Annotated in this window: 16 protein-coding genes and 1 riboswitch; of the genes, 2 read left to right on the top strand and 14 right to left on the bottom strand. The window is 62.8% G+C overall.

The window, feature by feature from the left end; all coding sequences use genetic code 11:
- Positions 1-9: 9 nt before the first annotated feature.
- The 8 genes from D5400_RS04565 to thiB all read right to left on the bottom strand — a co-directional run bounded on the left by D5400_RS04565 (position 10) and on the right by thiB (position 8,532).
- The gene (locus tag D5400_RS04565) at positions 10-849 is read right to left on the bottom strand and encodes an AAA family ATPase (RefSeq protein WP_126008102.1); all 840 of its coding nucleotides are present in this window, start codon (positions 847-849) and stop codon (positions 10-12) included.
- A 113-nt stretch (positions 850-962) separates the two neighbouring features.
- Complete coding sequence (locus D5400_RS04560) at positions 963-1,817, bottom strand: RNA polymerase factor sigma-32 (protein WP_126008100.1); 855 nt, start codon at positions 1,815-1,817, stop codon at positions 963-965.
- Positions 1,818-1,971: 154 nt separating this feature from the next.
- Positions 1,972-2,556 carry a CarD family transcriptional regulator gene (locus D5400_RS04555; RefSeq protein WP_126008098.1) on the bottom strand — a complete coding sequence of 195 codons (585 nt, stop codon included), beginning with the start codon at positions 2,554-2,556 and terminating at the stop codon, positions 1,972-1,974.
- Positions 2,557-2,951: 395 nt separating this feature from the next.
- Positions 2,952-3,290: a ferredoxin FdxA gene (fdxA, locus tag D5400_RS04550; protein ID WP_126008096.1), complete on the bottom strand. Its 339-nt coding sequence runs from the start codon at positions 3,288-3,290 to the stop codon at positions 2,952-2,954.
- A 193-nt stretch (positions 3,291-3,483) separates the two neighbouring features.
- Positions 3,484-4,920, bottom strand: a complete 1,437-nt coding sequence (locus D5400_RS04545) for a M48 family metalloprotease (protein ID WP_126008094.1) — start codon at positions 4,918-4,920, stop codon at positions 3,484-3,486.
- A gap of 228 nt (positions 4,921-5,148) precedes the next feature.
- Positions 5,149-5,868 carry a thiamine ABC transporter ATP-binding protein gene (locus D5400_RS04540; protein WP_425364910.1) on the bottom strand — a complete coding sequence of 240 codons (720 nt, stop codon included), beginning with the start codon at positions 5,866-5,868 and terminating at the stop codon, positions 5,149-5,151.
- 11 nt (positions 5,869-5,879) lie between these two features.
- Positions 5,880-7,502 carry a thiamine/thiamine pyrophosphate ABC transporter permease gene (gene thiP, locus D5400_RS04535; protein ID WP_126008090.1) on the bottom strand — a complete coding sequence of 541 codons (1,623 nt, stop codon included), beginning with the start codon at positions 7,500-7,502 and terminating at the stop codon, positions 5,880-5,882.
- Positions 7,503-7,518: 16 nt separating this feature from the next.
- Entirely contained in the window at positions 7,519-8,532 is a 1,014-nt protein-coding gene (gene thiB, locus D5400_RS04530) for a thiamine ABC transporter substrate binding subunit (protein ID WP_126008087.1), read from the bottom strand.
- Between the two features lie 40 nt (positions 8,533-8,572).
- Positions 8,573-8,679, bottom strand: a riboswitch (TPP riboswitch).
- 63 nt (positions 8,680-8,742) lie between these two features.
- Between thiB and D5400_RS04525 the strand changes: the two genes are divergently transcribed.
- Positions 8,743-9,417, top strand: coding sequence for a thiamine diphosphokinase (locus D5400_RS04525; protein WP_126008085.1), 675 nt, complete (start codon positions 8,743-8,745; stop codon positions 9,415-9,417).
- 4 nt (positions 9,418-9,421) lie between these two features.
- Positions 9,422-11,251 (top strand): ABC-F family ATP-binding cassette domain-containing protein, encoded by a 1,830-nt coding sequence (locus D5400_RS04520; protein ID WP_280987954.1) that lies wholly within the window; start codon positions 9,422-9,424, stop codon positions 11,249-11,251.
- Here D5400_RS04520 and D5400_RS04515 read toward each other — a convergent pair.
- From D5400_RS04515 to D5400_RS04490, 6 genes are read right to left on the bottom strand one after another with little or no spacing between them, the layout of a single operon-like run.
- Complete coding sequence (locus D5400_RS04515; RefSeq protein ID WP_126008082.1) at positions 11,248-11,646, bottom strand: DUF4345 domain-containing protein; 399 nt, start codon at positions 11,644-11,646, stop codon at positions 11,248-11,250. The two genes, D5400_RS04520 and D5400_RS04515, sit on opposite strands and share 4 nt — an antisense overlap.
- A 30-nt stretch (positions 11,647-11,676) precedes the next feature.
- Positions 11,677-12,273 carry an NAD(P)H-dependent oxidoreductase gene (locus D5400_RS04510; protein ID WP_126008080.1) on the bottom strand — a complete coding sequence of 199 codons (597 nt, stop codon included), beginning with the start codon at positions 12,271-12,273 and terminating at the stop codon, positions 11,677-11,679.
- On the bottom strand, positions 12,273-13,682 hold the full coding sequence (locus D5400_RS04505; protein WP_126008078.1) for an FAD-binding oxidoreductase: 1,410 nt from the start codon (positions 13,680-13,682) through the stop codon (positions 12,273-12,275). Before D5400_RS04505 ends, D5400_RS04510 begins: the two co-directional genes overlap by 1 nt.
- Positions 13,673-15,019 (bottom strand): cytosine deaminase, encoded by a 1,347-nt coding sequence (locus tag D5400_RS04500; protein ID WP_126008076.1) that lies wholly within the window; start codon positions 15,017-15,019, stop codon positions 13,673-13,675. The genes D5400_RS04505 and D5400_RS04500 overlap by 10 nt, the downstream gene beginning before the upstream one ends.
- Positions 15,019-15,894: an ABC transporter permease gene (locus tag D5400_RS04495; protein WP_126008074.1), complete on the bottom strand. Its 876-nt coding sequence runs from the start codon at positions 15,892-15,894 to the stop codon at positions 15,019-15,021. The genes D5400_RS04500 and D5400_RS04495 overlap by 1 nt, the downstream gene beginning before the upstream one ends.
- Positions 15,887-16,666: an ABC transporter ATP-binding protein gene (locus D5400_RS04490; protein ID WP_425364909.1), complete on the bottom strand. Its 780-nt coding sequence runs from the start codon at positions 16,664-16,666 to the stop codon at positions 15,887-15,889. Before D5400_RS04490 ends, D5400_RS04495 begins: the two co-directional genes overlap by 8 nt.
- Positions 16,667-16,672: the final 6 nt, after the last annotated feature.

Below are 16,672 nucleotides of genomic sequence, written 5' to 3'. Positions count from 1 at the left end.
GGCCGGGCGCTAACCCTGACGCCGCGCCATGAAGGCGAGGCGTTCGAAGAGGTGGACGTCCTGCTCGTTCTTGAGGAGCGCGCCGTGCAGGCGCGGAAGTGCGTTCTTGGCGTCGCCGCGCAAATCTTCCGGTGCCACGTCGTCGGCAACCAGCAGACGGATCCAATCGAGCGCTTCCGATGTGGACGGCTTCTTCTTCAGGCCTGGAACGTCGCGGATCTCGTAGAACTGCGTCAGCGCCGCGCGCACAAGATTTTGCTTGATTCCCGGATAATGGACCTCGACGATCCGATGCAGCGTCTCGATGTCGGGAAAGCGGATGAAGTGGAAGAAGCAACGGCGCAGGAAGGCGTCCGGCAATTCCTTCTCGTTGTTGGACGTGATGATGACGATCGGACGATGGCGCGCGCGGATCGTCTCTCCCGTTTCATAGACGTGGAACTCCATCCGGTCGAGTTCCTGAAGAAGGTCGTTGGGAAACTCGATGTCGGCCTTATCGATCTCGTCGATCAGAAGCACGACGCGCTTGTCGGCATCGAAGGCATCCCAGAGCTTGCCTCGGCGAATATAATTACCGATGTCGTTGAAGCGGTCGTCGCCGAGCTGGCTATCGCGCAGCCGCGATACGGCATCGTACTCGTAGAGACCCTGCTGGGCCTTTGTGGTCGACTTCACATGCCATTCGAGTAGATCGAGACCGAGTGCGGAGGCCAGTTGGCGAGCGAGTTCGGTTTTTCCGGTGCCCGGCTCGCCTTTTACCAGCAGCGGCTTCTGCAGAGCGATCGCCGCATTGATAGCGACCGTCAGATCCTTTTCCGCAATATAGGCGTCTGTGCCGTCAAACCGCATCGCAAGTCCACTCCATGGCTCGTTCAAGGGCCGGTAAGTGCCCCGGTGGCAGCCACGACGTCAAGCTTGCCGCCGCAATTGCGTCGGGAGACCTGCGGACGAAACGCCTTCCTTTAAGCCTGAAGCGCGGGCAACTGGTGGGACAAAGCCTGACGCAGCTTTTCGAGCGCACGGCTTTCGATCTGCCGCACGCGCTCCTTGGAAATGCCGAGTTCTGAGCCGAGCGACTCCAATGTCGCCCCCTCTTCCGCCAGCCGCCTCTCGCGGATGATGCGCAATTCGCGCGCGTTGAGCGTCGTCAGCGCACCTTTCAGCCAAGCTGAGCGTCGCTCGTCGTCGATCGACTGCAAGACCTGCTCGTCCGGCAGCGGCGCGTCGCAGCGCAGAAAATCCACACGATCGGCGCTGCCGGAATCGCCGTCGCCGACGGGTGCGTTGAGCGACGTATCGGAGCCCGAAAGGCGGGCATCCATGACCGCGACGTCTTTGACCTGAACGCCGAGTGCCGTCGCGATCTCCTGGTGTATCGCGCTCTCGGTCAACATTTCGCTGCCCTGGGACAGCCGCGCGCGTAGACGTCGAAGATTGAAGAAGAGTGCCTTCTGGGCAGAGCTGGTACCGCCGCGAACGATCGACCAGTTGCGGAGGATATAGTCCTGAATGGACGCACGGATCCACCAGGTTGCATAGGTCGAGAAGCGCACCTCACGGTCCGGTTCGAACCGTGCCGCAGCCTCCAGAAGGCCCACATGGCCTTCTTGGATCAGGTCGCCCATGGGCAAGCCGAAGTTGCGAAACTTGGAGGCCATCGAGATCACGAGCCGCATATGCGCGGTCGTAATGCGATGCAAAGCATCCTGGTCTTGCTTCTCTTTCCATCGAACGGCGAGCTGGTGCTCTTCGTCACGTTCGAGATAAGGCGCGGCCATAGCCGCCTTCACCATATGCCTGCGGGCTGCACTATCCATCAGCGGACCCTCTTTGTCGGCTTATCTGCAAACAATACGCAGAGCCAAAGGTTGCGGATCATTCAAATGTTTCGTGCGATTTGATCGAATGCGACAAAAAAAGCCCGGGCCGCAACCCGAGCTTTTTCTGAAATCTAACAAACGATGAAGCCGATCAGGCTGCTTCGTCCTGGGAAGCCTCGTCCGTAGCTTCGTCCTCGTCGACGGCCTTGCCGCGCTTTGGACCCTTGTTGAGGTTGACCTCGATCAAGCGCACGGCTTCGGTGTCGGACATCTTGTTGACGGCGCCGATCTCGCGGGCCATCCGGTCGAGTGCCGCCTCATAAAGCTGGCGCTCCGAATAAGACTGCTCGGGCTGGTTCTCGGCACGATAGAGATCGCGAACGACCTCAGCGATCGAGATCAGATCACCGGAGTTGATCTTCGCATCGTATTCCTGCGCACGGCGCGACCACATGGTGCGCTTGACGCGCGCACGGCCCTGCACGACCTTGAGAGCGCGCTCGACGAAATCTGTTTCCGACAGCTTGCGCATGCCGATGCTCATGGCCTTGGCGACCGGCACCTTCAGGCGCATCTTGTCCTTCTCGAAGTCGATGACGAAAAGCTCGAGCTTGTGACCGGCTACTTCCTGCTCTTCGATAGCGACGATCGTACCGACGCCATGAGCGGGATAGACGATGGCTTCGCCTGTCTTGAAGCCCTGACGCTGATTGGATTTCTTATTCTGCATTGTCATTCGTTCTCGAGACTCCCTGTTACGCGCCCCGGCCTGGCCGGGACAAGCATGAGGCCCGGTCGAGCCGGACAGTGAAATGGACGATCATGTCCATCCCGTTTCATTTCGTCGTGAGTACCTGCGAGACGCAGCCACGCCGCGAAACAAGGTTGGCACTGGCCAACTCGGGGTCGCCATCTTATACAGCTGAAAAGACAGGGAACGTTCTTTCGTGGTGTCGTTGCGGTCGACGCATTGCCGCCACATGACGACAATTGTGCTTATCTAACACAAAAATCACCCGAAATCAAATATTTGCTCGATCCGTCATGCACGACAGATCGCTCGGCGCGCCAACATCGAATCGCCGGCGCGGGCGAATCGCCATCCACAGCCAATATGCGCGGCAGATTGTCTCAGTCGCCCTCGCCAGGCGCTTCGGAGAAGTATTTCTCGAATTTGCCTTCCACGCCGTCGAACTCGGCAGCATCGGCGGGCGAGTCGCGCTTGACGGTGATGTTCGGCCATTTCTCAGCGAATTCGGTGTTCACCTGAAGCCACTTGTCGAGACCCGGCTCGGTGTCCGGCTTAATGGCATCAGCCGGGCATTCGGGCTCGCAGACGCCGCAATCGATGCACTCGTCCGGATGGATGACGAGCATGTTCTCGCCCTCGTAGAAACAGTCCACGGGGCAGACTTCCACGCAGTCCATATATTTGCATTTGATGCAGTTGTCGGTGACCAGATACGTCATGCGTGCTCCACGCCGTCCTTCGTGAGTGGTGGTGGGGTAGCGGCTTTGAAGCCCCATTGCAAGATGCCGCTTTGCCACGCGGCCACCATTGCAAGCGTGGCGTTACGACAGGTCCGAGATGAGCAAAATCATGCTCTTGGGCGCCGTCCATGCAAAAGCATATACCCGCTCCCAACCGGCGCCGTCGCCCGCATTACTGGGTGATGAGCTTGACCCGCATGCCTGACGCCACCTGACCGGTAGGTCCAAGCGCGTTGATCAGGCGGAACAGTTCCTCGCGGCGTTCGTCGCCTTCCATGCGTGCGGAGAGCGACGCGACCGTATCGGAGGCGCCAGCTGTCACGACGCGCAGGCGGAGCGGCTGCAGGGCAACCGCCTCCCCTGCCGTCATGCGACGGAACGTCGTTTTCAGCACGTCTGCGGCACTGTCCAGCTCCCGGCTGCCACGGGGCGCCGCCGTCAGGAAACGATAGATCTGGTCGTCGACCTTGACGATCGTGACGTCGAACGACCAGCGATCCGCAGCTGCCCGCGCGCTGAGCGCTTCCAATCCGTTGATCGTGAGCGGCCTGAGCGATGCTTCGTCGAGGCCGGTGACCCAGCCGCTGCGCATGTATTCGGCAAGCGGCGTGCCCGGATCGTCGACACCGTCGAAGCGGATCGCGAGGTCGTTCGGCCCCGTCGCCAGCACTGCTTCAGCCGTGTTGTCGATTTCGAAGCCTTGTGGGACGTCGAAACGAATACGCAGGTTCGGATGCAGGAAGCTTCGCCCACGGACATAGCCTTCCTCCGGACTGTCGCCGAAGAGAAGACCGGAAATGCCATCAAGAAAAAGATCCCGGTCCGCCGTGCCAACGCCTTCTGGACCGAATGCGCGCGCGTGACGACGGGCGAGTTCGATGCGCTGGGGCGCCGTGGGGTGGCTCGCAAGGAAGTCCATCTGCGGGTCGTCGTTCGGTTCCGCCGAGCGAAAACGCGAATAGGACGCCATGGATTCCAGGAAACGTGCCGCCGCGTACGGATCGTAGCCGGCCTCACCGAGCATCCGGATACCAATCACGTCCGCCTGGAGTTCTTGGTTGCGGGAAAAGGCGGCCAATCGCAACTGGCCGCGCGCAAGCGCCTGGCGCCCGGCAATATCCCCCGACAACACTTCCGAGACCACGCGGCCTGCAATCGCCTCGGCCTCTTCGCGTTGCTGCCGCTCGATGCCGTGATTGGCCGTCACATGCGCCATCTCGTGCGACAGAACGGCAGCGACTTCGGCCGCATCATTGGCAAGAGCCAGAAGGCCGCGTGTGATGTACAGATAGCCGCCCGGAAGGGCGAAGGCGTTGATCGCCGGCGAGTTCAGTACCGTGATCCGATAGGTCTGGCTCGGATTTTCGGAGACTTCGGTCAGTTTCCCGACGATTCGTGCCAGCAGAAGTTCGGTGCGCTGGTCGCGATATTCGCCACCATAGCTCGCGACGATACGTGGATGCTCACGCGCACCTAGCTGCGCCCGTGGATCATTGCGCGCGAGGCGCTCCACGGTCTGCGGGTTCTGGGAAGGCGCAAGAACGACGGTATCCTGCTCGCTGATGACGCTTTGGCATCCCGACAGCACGACCAGTCCGACAAGCAGCATCGCCGCTGCAACGGCCTTGCCGCTCGCAGTCGTTACACCCCGCCGACGCGGTCCCCAGCCATGTGCAATCGATTGAAACAGGTTCGTCGCCCCGCAGGATGCCAGCCGATGACTGGAGCATTACAACAGCAAAAGGTCGGTTCAAAGGCCGATCTTGCCCACCTTGGCTCCATCGCAAGGACGCGGGTCGACCTGTGACATTTTTGTCCGGATCGGCGATCGCACCCCTTAATTTGTACCAAGATAGTCCCGCCATCCGGCGAGATCAGCGCGTCTGAACATCGATTCAGTCGGTTCGTTCGCTCGGATCGAGCCTTGTTCGACATAGAGAATGCGGTCGCAGATGGCGCGCGAATCTTCCGGTTGATGGGTGATGATCAGCGTCGTCAGCGCATTCTGGACGTGAAGATTCGCGATCAGCGCCCGCATGTCCTCGCGCAGACCGGGTCCGAGCGCGGCAAAAGGTTCGTCCAGCAACAGCACAGGCTTTGCTCGGACCAGTGCACGCGCCATCGCGACGCGCTGCCGCTCGCCACCCGAAAGAGACGCAGGCCGCCGCCGCTCGAACCCACCGAGGCCGACGCGCGCCAGCGCATCGGACACCTGCTCCTTGCCGGCAGTGGTTTTGGCCTCGCGTGCGCCCTGTCCGAGCGCGATGTTCGCGGCGACATCGAGATGTGCAAAGAGATTGTTGTCCTGAAACACCACGGAAATCGGCCGTTCGGCCGGCGCCAGCCGCGTGATGTCGATCGTCCCGATGCGGATTTCACCCCGCTGCGGCTGCTCGAACCCCGCCAGAAGCGCAAAGAGCGTGGACTTGCCCGATCCGGACGGACCCATGACGGCCGTGATGCTGCCCGCCGGGATCATCGCGTCGAAAGCCATCTCCGGCGCGCCCCGGTCGTAGCGGAAGCGGACATCGTCGAATTCGATCGCCGGTGACGTCATTCCGCTCATGCTCATCTTTCCCGCACACTGCCGCCGCCATAGCGGGTCCCGGCGATCATGAACAGCAGGCAAAGAAAACCGAGAATGAGCGCCAGCCCGGCCGCATCATCGGTGCGATAACTGCCCATCCGTTGCAGCAGCAGATAGGGCAGCGTAACCAGATCCTGGCTTCCGAAGAGCGCGATCGCGCCGAGATCGCCGAGCGACAGGGCCATGGAAAACGCAAACGCTGCGCCGATGGTCGGGGCCAGCGCCGGTAGGTCGACCCGCAACAGCCGGCGCATTCTCGAAAGCCCCAGCGAGAGACTGAGCCGCTCCGTCCGCACCATGTGGCCGGCATAGGCCGGCTCCAGGAGCCTGAGCGCGAAGGGCAGCGCCATCAATGCGTTGACGACCACCACGATGACCGGCGCCGCAGCGAGCGGATCGACATGATCCCGCAAGACGAGAAACCAGCCGGCGCCCAGCACGACCGGCGGCACTAAAAGGATCAGCGATCCCGCCCCGGCAAGCGACGTTCGGAGCCCGCGGGCCGCCAAGTGGTGGCGACGGGCGCCGCCGGCGGCGTGGCGCGCCCGGGCAATCATGCCGGCCATCACCACAGACAGACATGCGGCAGCGCCCGCTATGAGGAGACTCGTCACCAGCGCGCGCTGGACCAAGGCTTCACGCAGAAGCGCGATCAGATCGGCAGCAATCCCAGAAATAAGAGTTGCGGCGAGCGGTGCCACGACGAAGACGAGGCCAAGACCGATCACCAGCACGTCGAGAGCCAGCGCACGTGGTGATCTCGCATCGAACCTGCGCGGCAAGGCGCCATCGCCGCGCCCCTCCTCGGGCCGGGGCAGAAGCGCGAGCACGCCGAGAAGGGCACCGGTCAGCGCGATCTGGATCAGCGCCAGGGTAACCGCGCGCGGAGGATCGAAGTCGAACCGCAGCGCCTGGTAGATCGCGACCTCGATCGTCGTCGCTGCCGGTCCGCCACCCAGCAGAAGCACCAGCGTGAAGCTCGTGGCGCACAGCATGAAGACGAGGCCCGCGATGCCCGGGATGACCCGCGCCATGGCCGGCCACTCGATCAATCTGAACACCGTGCCCGCTGAAAGGCCCAATTGCGCGGCATTGCGCCAATATTCCGCCGACACGCGCTCCAGCGCTGCAAGCAGCAATCTCGTGACGAGCGGCATGTTGAAGAACACATGGGCGATCAGAATACCGGGGAGCCCGTAGACGGAAATCGGCTGCTCCGCTCCCAGCCAGCGATAGGCGTCATTGACGACCCCCTGGCGTCCCCAGATGGCGATGATGCCAAGGGCCGCGACGATGGCCGGCAGGCCGAGCGGCACGGCGAAGAGCCGCAGGATCCAGGCACGGCCGGTAAAATGCGGTCGCCGCGCCAGCGCCCGCGCCAATGGCAAGGCAAAAGCCAGCGAGAGAAGCGTCGAAAGTCCCGCCTGCCACAGCGTGAAGCGTACGACGCGCACCGTATAGGCATCGAATGCCGTCGACCGCGACGCATCGGTCCCTGCCGCCACCAGAAGTCCGGCGACGGCAAAGGCAACGATGCCGAGAATGATGGCAAGAGCCGCGATGCCGAAAGCGATATCCAGAGGATCGGCCCTGTAGGCACGCATCGCGGCTGCTCTTTGACTATTCGGCCATCACCGACAACCACTCATCGACCCAGGCGCGACGGTTGGCGGCAACCTCTTCCGGCGAGAAGAGCAGGCTTTCTTCCGGCTGAACCAGGCGCGAGAATGCTTCCGGCAGGTCTTCACTGGTGGGGCCCGCAGGCATCATCCAGTTGTAGGTCGGAATGGCATCCTGGAACCCTTCGCCGGTCATGAAGCTCATGAATTCGCGCGCAAGCTCGATATCGGGGGCAGAGGCGAGCACGCCGGCGACTTCGATCTGCAGATAATGCCCTTCGGAGAACGCAGCCGCCTGATAGCGGTCCGTATCCTCCGAAACCATGTGGTAGGCCGGCGACGTCGTATAGGAGAGCACCATCGGCGCTTCGCCATCGGTGAAGAGGCCATAAGATTCCGACCAACCCGGCGCCACCGTCAGAACGCGGTCCTTGAGCTCGGCCCAGGCTGCAGGCGCATCGTCGCCGTAAACCGACTTGATCCAGAGAAGAAGCCCGAGCCCCGGCGTCGATGTGCGCGGATCCTGGATGACGATCTTCTGGTTCGGATCGCCCTCGACCAGTTCCTTCAGGCTCGTCGGCGGCGTGTCGATCGCTTCGGTGTCGTAGACCACGGCGAAGTGGCCATAATCGTAGGGCACGAAGACGTCGTCCTCGAAGCCGCCGGGCACGTCGATCGCACTCGTGTCGATGTCATGGGGAGCGAAGAGGCCGGTTTCCTTGGCTTCCGCGACGAGATTGGTGTCGAGCCCGAGCACGACGCCCGCTTCCGCCCGGTCGCCCTCAAGCCGCAGCCGGTTCAAAAGCGCCACGCCGTCCGCTGCGCCGACCCAGATGAGATCGCAGTCGCATGTCGCCTCGAACGCTTCTTCGATCAGCGGGCCTGGGCCCCACTCCGCGACGAAGCTGTCGTAGGTGTAGACGGTGAGCAACCGCGTCGCCTCCTGCGCTCCGGCCGACACGGGCGCCAGGAAACTTGTAGCAAGCAAGATGGGAAAGAATGTCTTCAGCGTCATCAACGCCTCCTCCGTTTTTGCAATGTCAGGGGAATAGGCGTTTTGTGACGCGTCTAATCCCTCCGCCGGTATGAGCCGGATCAGGTTCTTCGGGTTGGCATGCGCCTCTCAGCCGTCCGTTTCCGGACAACACCCCGTTAGAGCAACTCCATGTGTAATCGCCGCCGGCAGCACTGGCAAGGCGCGTGAAAGCTGCTAGAGCAGCGGGCGATGCAGGCCACACCGACCCCGACCGACGCAAATGCCCATTTTGCCGTTCTCCTGAGCGGTGAGGTGACCGTGACGGAACGGCTGAAGTCTCAGATTCACGGTGCCCGCGTGATCGCAGCCGATAGCGGCATGCGCCATGCAGCGGCACTCGGCGTCACACCCGAACTTTGGGTCGGCGACTTCGATTCGGCCGATGCGGGCCTGATCGAGAGCTGGCCGGATGTCAGGCGGGAGCCCTACCCACCGGCAAAGAACGCGACCGATGGTGAGATCGCAATCGAGACGGCGATCGAGCGTGGCGCGCGCCGGATCCTGCTCGTCGGCGCGCTGGGCGGCGAACGATCCGACCACGCCTTCGCGCACATGGCGCTGGCGGTAAAACTCAAGGAACGCGGCATCGATGTCACGCTGACATCAGGCGAGGAGGAAGGGTATCCCCTTCCCGGCGCCCCGCTGACCTTCGACCTGCCGAAAGGCAGCCTCTTCTCGGTGCTGGCGTTTGCCGATATCGCACGCCTGACGATCGAGGGCGCGCGCTATCCGCTCCACGATTTCGACTGCACATTCGGCACGACACGCACCATATCCAACGTGGCGGAAGGGCCGGTGACGATCCGGCATACGGGCGGCCCGGCCCTGCTGCTTGCCCGCCCGAACGACTTTTCTGGAGCCTGACCCCTTGGCATCACCACCCATCCTGAAGCTCGACGACATCCACCTGACCTTTGGCGGGACGCCGCTGCTGAATGGCGCCGACCTGCAGGTCGAGCCCGGCGACCGCATCTGCCTCGTGGGCCGCAACGGATCGGGCAAGTCGACACTGATGAAGATCGCCGCCGGCCTCGCCGAGCCGCAATCGGGCGAGGTGTTTCGCCATCCTTCGACCACGATCCGCTATCTCTTCCAGGCTCCGGATTTCGGCGGCTTTGCGGATGTGCGGTCCTATGCCGAGGCAGGCCTTGCACCGGGCGACGATCCCCATCGCGTGACCTATTTGCTCGAGCATCTCGGCTTGACCGGCGAAGAAGAGCCGGCCCGCCTTTCAGGCGGCGAGGCCAGGCGCGCGGCGCTCGCCCGTGTACTGGCTCCCGCGCCCGATCTCCTGCTTCTGGATGAGCCGACCAACCATCTGGACCTGCCGACCATCGAGTGGCTGGAATCGGAGCTCTCCGGTTTCCGCGGCGCCATAATCACGATCTCGCACGACCGCCGGTTCCTGGAAAAGGTTTCGCGCGCCACCGTCTGGCTCGATCGCGGCACGACCCGCCGGCTCGACCGCGGCTTTGCCCATTTCGAGGACTGGCGCGACCAGGTGATGGAGGAGGAAGAGCGCAACCTCCACAAGCTCGGCCGCGCGATCGAGCGTGAAGAGCACTGGCTGCGCTACGGCGTGACGGCGAGGCGCAAGCGCAATGTGCGAAGGCTCGGCGAACTCCAGTCGATGCGCCAGGAATATCGCACGCATCGCGGGCCGACCGGCCGTGTCGAGGCCCAGGCAAGCGACGTCGCCCAATCGGGCAAGCTCGTCATCGAGGCCGAAGCCATCGGCAAGTCCTATGGCGAAACGCCAGCCGTCGCCAACTTTTCTCTGCGGGTCCATCGCGGTGATCGCATCGGTCTCGTCGGCCCGAACGGCGCGGGCAAGACCACGTTGCTCAACATGCTGACGGGACGGCTCGAACCCGACACGGGCTTCGTCCGCCTTGGCACCAATCTCGATATCGCGGTTCTCGACCAGCGCCGCGACGATCTCGACGAGAACGACACGCTTGCCCACTATTTGACCGACGGACGGGGCGACACGCTCCTCGTCAACGGCGTGCAGAAGCACGTGACCGGCTATATGAAGGACTTTTTGTTCCAGCCGGAACAGTCGCGCACCCCCATCCGCGAATTGTCAGGGGGCGAGCGCGCGCGCCTTATGCTGGCGCGCATCCTCTCGCGGCCGTCGAACCTGCTGGTCCTCGACGAGCCCACCAACGACCTGGATATGGAAACGCTCGATCTGCTGCAGGAGCTCGTCGCGGGCTATGAAGGCACCGTGATCCTCGTCAGCCACGATCGCGATTTTCTGGACCGCACCGTATCGTCTGTGATTGCGCCAGCCGATCTTTCCGCACCGGATGGCCGCTGGACGGTCTTTGCCGGCGGATTCTCCGACATGATGGCGCAGCGCAAATTGTCCGCAGACGCGGCCAAGAAGGCGACCGCCGAAAAGAAAGCAGCTACGGCAGGCAACCGGGACAAGGCGCAGCCCGCGGCGGCGTCCAGCCGGAAGCTCTCCTACAAGCAGAAGTTCGCACTCGAAACACTGCCGAAGGAAATCGAGACGAAACAGGCCGAGATCGCAGCGATCGAGGCGCGCATGGCAAAGCCCGATTACTTCACCAAGCAGGCCGAAGCCTTCGCCCGCGATGCCAAGGCGCTTGAAACACTGCGCGGCGATGTCGATCGCATGGAAGAGGAATGGCTGGAGCTCGAAGTTCTGCGCGAGGAAATCGAGGGCTAGGCCTCTCGTCTTGGGTCTGTGCTTAGCCTCGAATGCCAGAGAAGGATGAGCGGCACTGCGACGAGTTCGAGGCCGAGACCGACCAGATGACCGGCCGTTGGCGCGCCGACGAGGATGAGCGAATAAAGGCGCGCCAATCCGCCAACGAATGTAGCAGCGCCCAGCAACCTGATCCGCTCAGTCTTCGTCTCGATATGCGGAATACAGCTCCACCACGCCAGGCCCAGCACGAGAAAGACGCCGGACAGAAAGCGGACATGACTGTCGAGATCGTTCGACCAGGGCGGCGAAGTCGTCAGGAAGCCCGGTCCGGTGAGGACGCCTGCCAGACCAGCGCTGATCGGCACGAGCGCAAGGACCGCGATAATCAGCTGCAGAAGACGCCGTTGTGTCACCTCGTCTCCTGATGAGTGCTCAGTTGGATATCAGAACCGCTCGAAGTGCTTCCGCACGCGCTCGATGAAGCCATTGAGCTCGGGCGCTTCGTTGTTGTTCATGTCGTAGAGCGCAAGATAGTCCGGGGGACGCTTGCCACGGAAGGTGGCCCACGCCCAGCGGCGCGCCATCTTGCGCGGCGGATCCCCCATCAACATGGCACGCCAGCGGTCGCCGCCATAGGTCGCCACGAACACGACCTTCTGGATATGGGTGAGGTTCGGCACCAGCCGACCCCGATCGGCCCCAGCCGACATGGTGAAGGAGACGCCCGGTACGAAGATGCGGTCGAAATAGCCCTTGAGGATGGCCGGATACCCGAAATTCCACACGGGATGGACGAACACCATCGCGTCGGCAGCGTTGAGCCGCTCCACATAGGGCCGGATCGTGTCCGTCACGTTTCCCGGCACCTCATGGTAGTTCAGCCGCTCTTCGCGCGAGAGCGCAGCCTCGAAACCTTCGTCATAGAGGCTGAGCGGGTCCACATCGTGGCCGGCACCCCGCAATGTTTCACAAACGGTATTGAACAGCGTCCGGTTGAAGCTCGTCTCGACCGGATGGGCATGCACGACATGAACGCGCATCAGGCAGCGCCTCGCGCCTGTTCTGCCAATCCTGCGAAAAGCCACACGCGGCCGGAATCGAAATCGAAATCCGGGTCGTCCCAGGCGATCATCTTGCCGGGATTGAGAAGACCTTTCGGATCGGCCTCCTTCTTGAAGGCAAGTTGGGCGCGATCCGTTTGCTTCATTCCGCCTTCTTCCAGCGTGTAGCGATGCGGATTGAAGACGAGACAACCATTCTCCTCATGCAGGCGGATGATCTCCTCGAGCCGCTCTTCGCCGGTGTAGCGCACGATCGGCAGGCCGGAGAAGACAATGCGCCCGTCGAAGCGCGTCATCTCGATATGCATCGGCATCTCGTCGCCGAGCATCCGATGGATTTTCTCAAGATGCTCCAGCGTCGGATACTGCGTCTGGAGATAGGTGATCGTCGAATCGATCTTCAGGCCGCGCAACGTCGTGTGGTTCCAGGTGAACTCATAGATCGGCGGCAGCTTGCGCCCCGCCGCATCGAGATCGTTCACGTCACTGCGGTGCAGGATCTCGCCACCATGGTGAGAGGTAAAGAGGGTCAGCGCATCGACGGAATTCGGCGCGACCATGATCAAAACCACCGACTGGTCTTGTCTCAGAAAATCCCGGTAGCGGCCGAAATAGTCGTAGGGCACCGGCGCGGCGACCGGCGAGATTTCCTTGAGCAGGATGCCATCCTGACCGGCAAGCGCCTCGGCATAGCGGCAGGAATCGAGGAACTCGTCGAAGCCGACGACGACTTCCACCCAGTCATAGGCCGGCGCCAGCGGCATCTCCGCTTCCACGATGATGCCATTGGTGCCGTAGGCATGGGCAAGCTTCATGATGTCCGCGCCGGCGATGTCCAGCACGCGCGGAGTTTCCTCGCAGGTGACGATCTTCAGGCCAAGGATGTTTCCGAGATTGCGCAGGCCGCCCCAGCGCACCGATCCGATGCCGCCCGAGCCGCCCGCGATGAACCCGCCGATCGTCGCCATGCGATAGGTGGAGGGGTGGAACCGCAGCTCGGCCCCAACGGCAGCCTTCGTCTCCTCGTCCATCTTCACCATGATCGCACCGGCTTCGGCCCGCACGCGATCCGGCTTGATCTCCAGCACCTTGTCCATGTTCTTCAGATCAAGCATGGCCCCGCCCGCAAGCGGCATGGCCTGGCCGTAATTGCCGGTGCCGGCGCCCCGCGGCGTGATCGGAACATCGAACTTGTAAGCAGCGGCAAGGACCGTCACGACATCCTCGACACTGCGCGGCATGACGACGAGATCGGCCGTAACCTGGTCGAGCTGCGCCTTCAGGATTGGCGAATACCAATAGTGATCGCGGCTCTTCTGCTGCACGAGCTTCGGGTGATCTTCGATCGGGATATCGCCAAGCGCCGCACGAAAGCCGGTCAGGTCCATGATGTGTCTCCCATGAGATCGTCGAGGTCGCGGTAGTCGGGCAATTTTGCATCAATGATACGGCCGGCCCGCATGATCTTTCGATCGGACTGCGGGCGCGCCATCATCTCCGACCAGCTGCGCGCGGAAAGAAGAACGAGATCGGCCGGTGCGCCGACGACGACTTCGGCGCGCGTCGCCATGCCGGCGAAACGTGCAGGCCAGGCACCCATGCTCTGGGTCCAGGCCCAGGCTTCATCGGCCGGATGATCGAAATGGAGGATGCGCGCGCCCTCCCGCAGCACCTCGATGCCGTCGAGGTCGCCATAGGCATAGAACGGGTCGCGCGTGTTGTCGGACGCAATGGCGACAGGCACGCCGGCTTCCGCCAGCTCGCGCAACGGCGCGACACCGCGCCAGCGGGGCGTCTTGCGCCCGCCGCTCTCGCCGCGATCCTGGAGATACATGTTGCACATCGGCAGCGAGATGACAGCGACCCCGGCCTTTGCAACGCGCTCGACCGTTTTGTTGAACGTCGTCTCGTCCTGCACGGCGAGCGCGCAGCAGTGACCTGCGGCGACACGGCCCGTGTAGCCAAGTTCGATCACCGCATCGGCAAGCCAGTAGAGCGCGGACGCGTCCGGGCTTCCGGTCTCGTCGCAATGGATGTCGAGATCAAGCCCAGCCTCGCCGGCCGCTTCCACGACGTTGCGCATTGCCTGACGCGTCTCGGGATGATCGGCGATCGCGCCGCCCATGACGCCTTTGCCGGCTTTGGTGCGGCGGGCAACCTCCGTCACGATAGCCTTGTCGAGCAGATGGTCCGGCCCGAGCAGTGACACACCCTGCAGCTCGATGCGGTCGGCCCAGCGCTCGCGCACCTTCTCGAACACGTCCCAGGTGATGCCGTGCTGCGGCGGGGCGCTATCGAGATGGGTTCGGATCGCCGCGGTGCCATGCGCGTAAGCCGCAGCAAGCGAGAATTCCATGCGCCGCTCGACATCGGACGCAGACCAGTGCCGCTCGCGATCTTCGGCGACCGAAAGCAGCGCGTTCATCCATGTCCCATCGGGGTTTGGCTTGCGGGGCCAGATATGGCCCTTGTCGAGATGGGTGTGGATGTCGACGAAAGCAGGCAGCACGAGCCCGTCGCGCATGTCGTGGATTTCGGCGCCCGCTTCATTAAGCCCGTCGGCACCATCCTTTGGCGAGGGCTCGATGGCAGTGACAAGACCACCCGCGATGGTGATGTCGACGCGCGGCACTGCGCCGGATGTCGGTTTTCCGGCAAGCGCATCCGGCAGACGCGCGTTTCTCAGGACAAGACGGCTTGCCCCGGTTGCAGTCGTGGCGGTCATCAATTCTCCCGGCGGATTGCACTCTCGTGCCAACGCCGTAGCGAGAGCCAGGAGATGAAGGAGGTCAAGGCAAAAATCGCGACGCCCGTGGCCGTCAATAGGACAAGCGCAGCAAAGAGGCGCGGAATATTGAGGCGATACTGGCTTTCAAGCAGCCGGAAGGCGAGCCCGGAACCGGCACCGGCGGAGCCGGCTGCAAATTCGGCAACAACGGCGGCGATCAGCGCCAGCCCACCACCAATGCGCAGGCCCGCCATGAAATAGGGCAGAGATGCCGGGATCTTCAAATGGATCAATGTCTGCCAGCGGCTGGCGCCATAGAGCTCGAAGAGGTTGATCAGGTTGTGGTCGACGCTCTTCAGCCCCTGCACCATGTTCGACAGGATCGGGAAGAAGGCGACGAGGAAGGCACAGATGAGCAAAGCCGTCTGCGTGTCCGACGCATAGATCAAGAGCAGCGGCGCGATCGCGACGATCGGCGTAACCTGGAGAATGACCGCAAAGGGAAAGAGGGCGAGCTCGATCCAGCGCGACTGGACGAGAAGGATCGCAAGCCCCACCCCGCCGACGAGCGCCAGAAAAAGCGCCGTGAAGGTGATCTTGATGGTGACGAACAGAGCCGGAGCAAGCGTACCCCAGTCGTTCCACAAGGCCTGCGCCACAAGTACGGGGCTCGGCAGGATATAGTGCGGAACCTCGTTGATGGTGACGTAGAGATGCCAGGCAAGGATCGCGAGGCAGAACATGCCGAGCGGCACGACGATGCGCAGAACCTTGTCCGGAACACCCGAAGGGCGCACCGGAACGGGCGCCGTTGCAGCTTCGTCGGCAAGCGGCGCCGCCGCTGCGGGATTGCGCTCGACGGCATCAGCCATGGTGCACGCCTCCACCCTTCACGATCGCCGCCTGCAGCGCATCGGACACTTCCGCGCAAATGGCGCGATACGTTTCCGACGTTCGAAAATGGTCATCCCTCTGAAGCGGCGGATCGAGCGCGATATCGGCGAAGACCTGACCAGGCCTTGCCTTCATCACGACGATGCGGCTGGAAAGATAGGCGGACTCGAAAACCGAGTGCGTCACGAAGATGACGGTCAGACCCGACTGTGCCCAAAGCTTGAGCACGTCGTCGTTGAGTTTCTGCCGCGTGATCTCGTCGAGCGCCGCGAAGGGCTCGTCCATCAAGAGGAGCTTCGGCTTGGTGACCAGGGCGCGCGCGATCGAGACGCGCATCTTCATTCCGCCGGATAGCTCGCGCGGATAGGCATCGGCAAAATCCTGAAGGCCGACGAGCGCCAGCGTCTCCATGATCTGGTCCTTCACCGCATTCTTCGGCTTTCCGCGCAGCTTCAGCGGTAGATAGACATTGCCGAACACCGTCTGCCACGGCATCAGCGTCGGCTCCTGGAACACGAACCCGACATCGCCCTCGGGCAGGCCGCGGCTGTCGATCTGCGACGACGGCCAGTCGATCGTTCCGCTGCTCGGCGCCCCGAGGCCAGCGATGATGCGGAGCGCCGTCGACTTTCCGCAGCCCGAAGGGCCGAGCAGGCTGACGAACTCGCCGGGACGCACGGACATCGTCATGTTCGACAATGCCATCGTCCCGTTCGAAAACACCTTGGACACATTGGTGAGAGCGACCACCGGGCG

It is taken from the genome of Georhizobium profundi, assembly GCF_003952725.1.
GTDB classification, from domain to species: domain Bacteria; phylum Pseudomonadota; class Alphaproteobacteria; order Rhizobiales; family Rhizobiaceae; genus Georhizobium; species Georhizobium profundi.
The sequence above is the reverse complement of the archived record's forward strand: the minus strand, read 5'-3'. Positions and strand labels throughout refer to the sequence as shown.

What these genes read in the sequence shown, in the direction of transcription:
- thiB (WP_126008087.1), bottom strand. Translation starts at nt 8,532, where the DNA reads ATGACGCTGAAGACATTCTTTCCCATCTTGCTTGCTACAAGTTTCCTG.
- D5400_RS04555 (WP_126008098.1), bottom strand. Translation starts at nt 2,556, where the DNA reads ATGACAATGCAGAATAAGAAATCCAATCAGCGTCAGGGCTTCAAGACA.
- D5400_RS04525 (WP_126008085.1), top strand. Translation starts at nt 8,743, where the DNA reads ATGCAGGCCACACCGACCCCGACCGACGCAAATGCCCATTTTGCCGTT.
- thiP (WP_126008090.1), bottom strand. Translation starts at nt 7,502, where the DNA reads ATGCGTGCCTACAGGGCCGATCCTCTGGATATCGCTTTCGGCATCGCG.
- fdxA (WP_126008096.1), bottom strand. Translation starts at nt 3,290, where the DNA reads ATGACGTATCTGGTCACCGACAACTGCATCAAATGCAAATATATGGAC.
- D5400_RS04510 (WP_126008080.1), bottom strand. Translation starts at nt 12,273, where the DNA reads ATGCGCGTTCATGTCGTGCATGCCCATCCGGTCGAGACGAGCTTCAAC.
- D5400_RS04565 (WP_126008102.1), bottom strand. Translation starts at nt 849, where the DNA reads ATGCGGTTTGACGGCACAGACGCCTATATTGCGGAAAAGGATCTGACG.
- D5400_RS04495 (WP_126008074.1), bottom strand. Translation starts at nt 15,894, where the DNA reads ATGGCTGATGCCGTCGAGCGCAATCCCGCAGCGGCGGCGCCGCTTGCC.
- D5400_RS04560 (WP_126008100.1), bottom strand. Translation starts at nt 1,817, where the DNA reads ATGGATAGTGCAGCCCGCAGGCATATGGTGAAGGCGGCTATGGCCGCG.
- D5400_RS04545 (WP_126008094.1), bottom strand. Translation starts at nt 4,920, where the DNA reads ATGCTGCTTGTCGGACTGGTCGTGCTGTCGGGATGCCAAAGCGTCATC.
- D5400_RS04540 (WP_425364910.1), bottom strand. Translation starts at nt 5,868, where the DNA reads ATGACGTCACCGGCGATCGAATTCGACGATGTCCGCTTCCGCTACGAC.
- D5400_RS04500 (WP_126008076.1), bottom strand. Translation starts at nt 15,019, where the DNA reads ATGACCGCCACGACTGCAACCGGGGCAAGCCGTCTTGTCCTGAGAAAC.
- D5400_RS04505 (WP_126008078.1), bottom strand. Translation starts at nt 13,682, where the DNA reads ATGGACCTGACCGGCTTTCGTGCGGCGCTTGGCGATATCCCGATCGAA.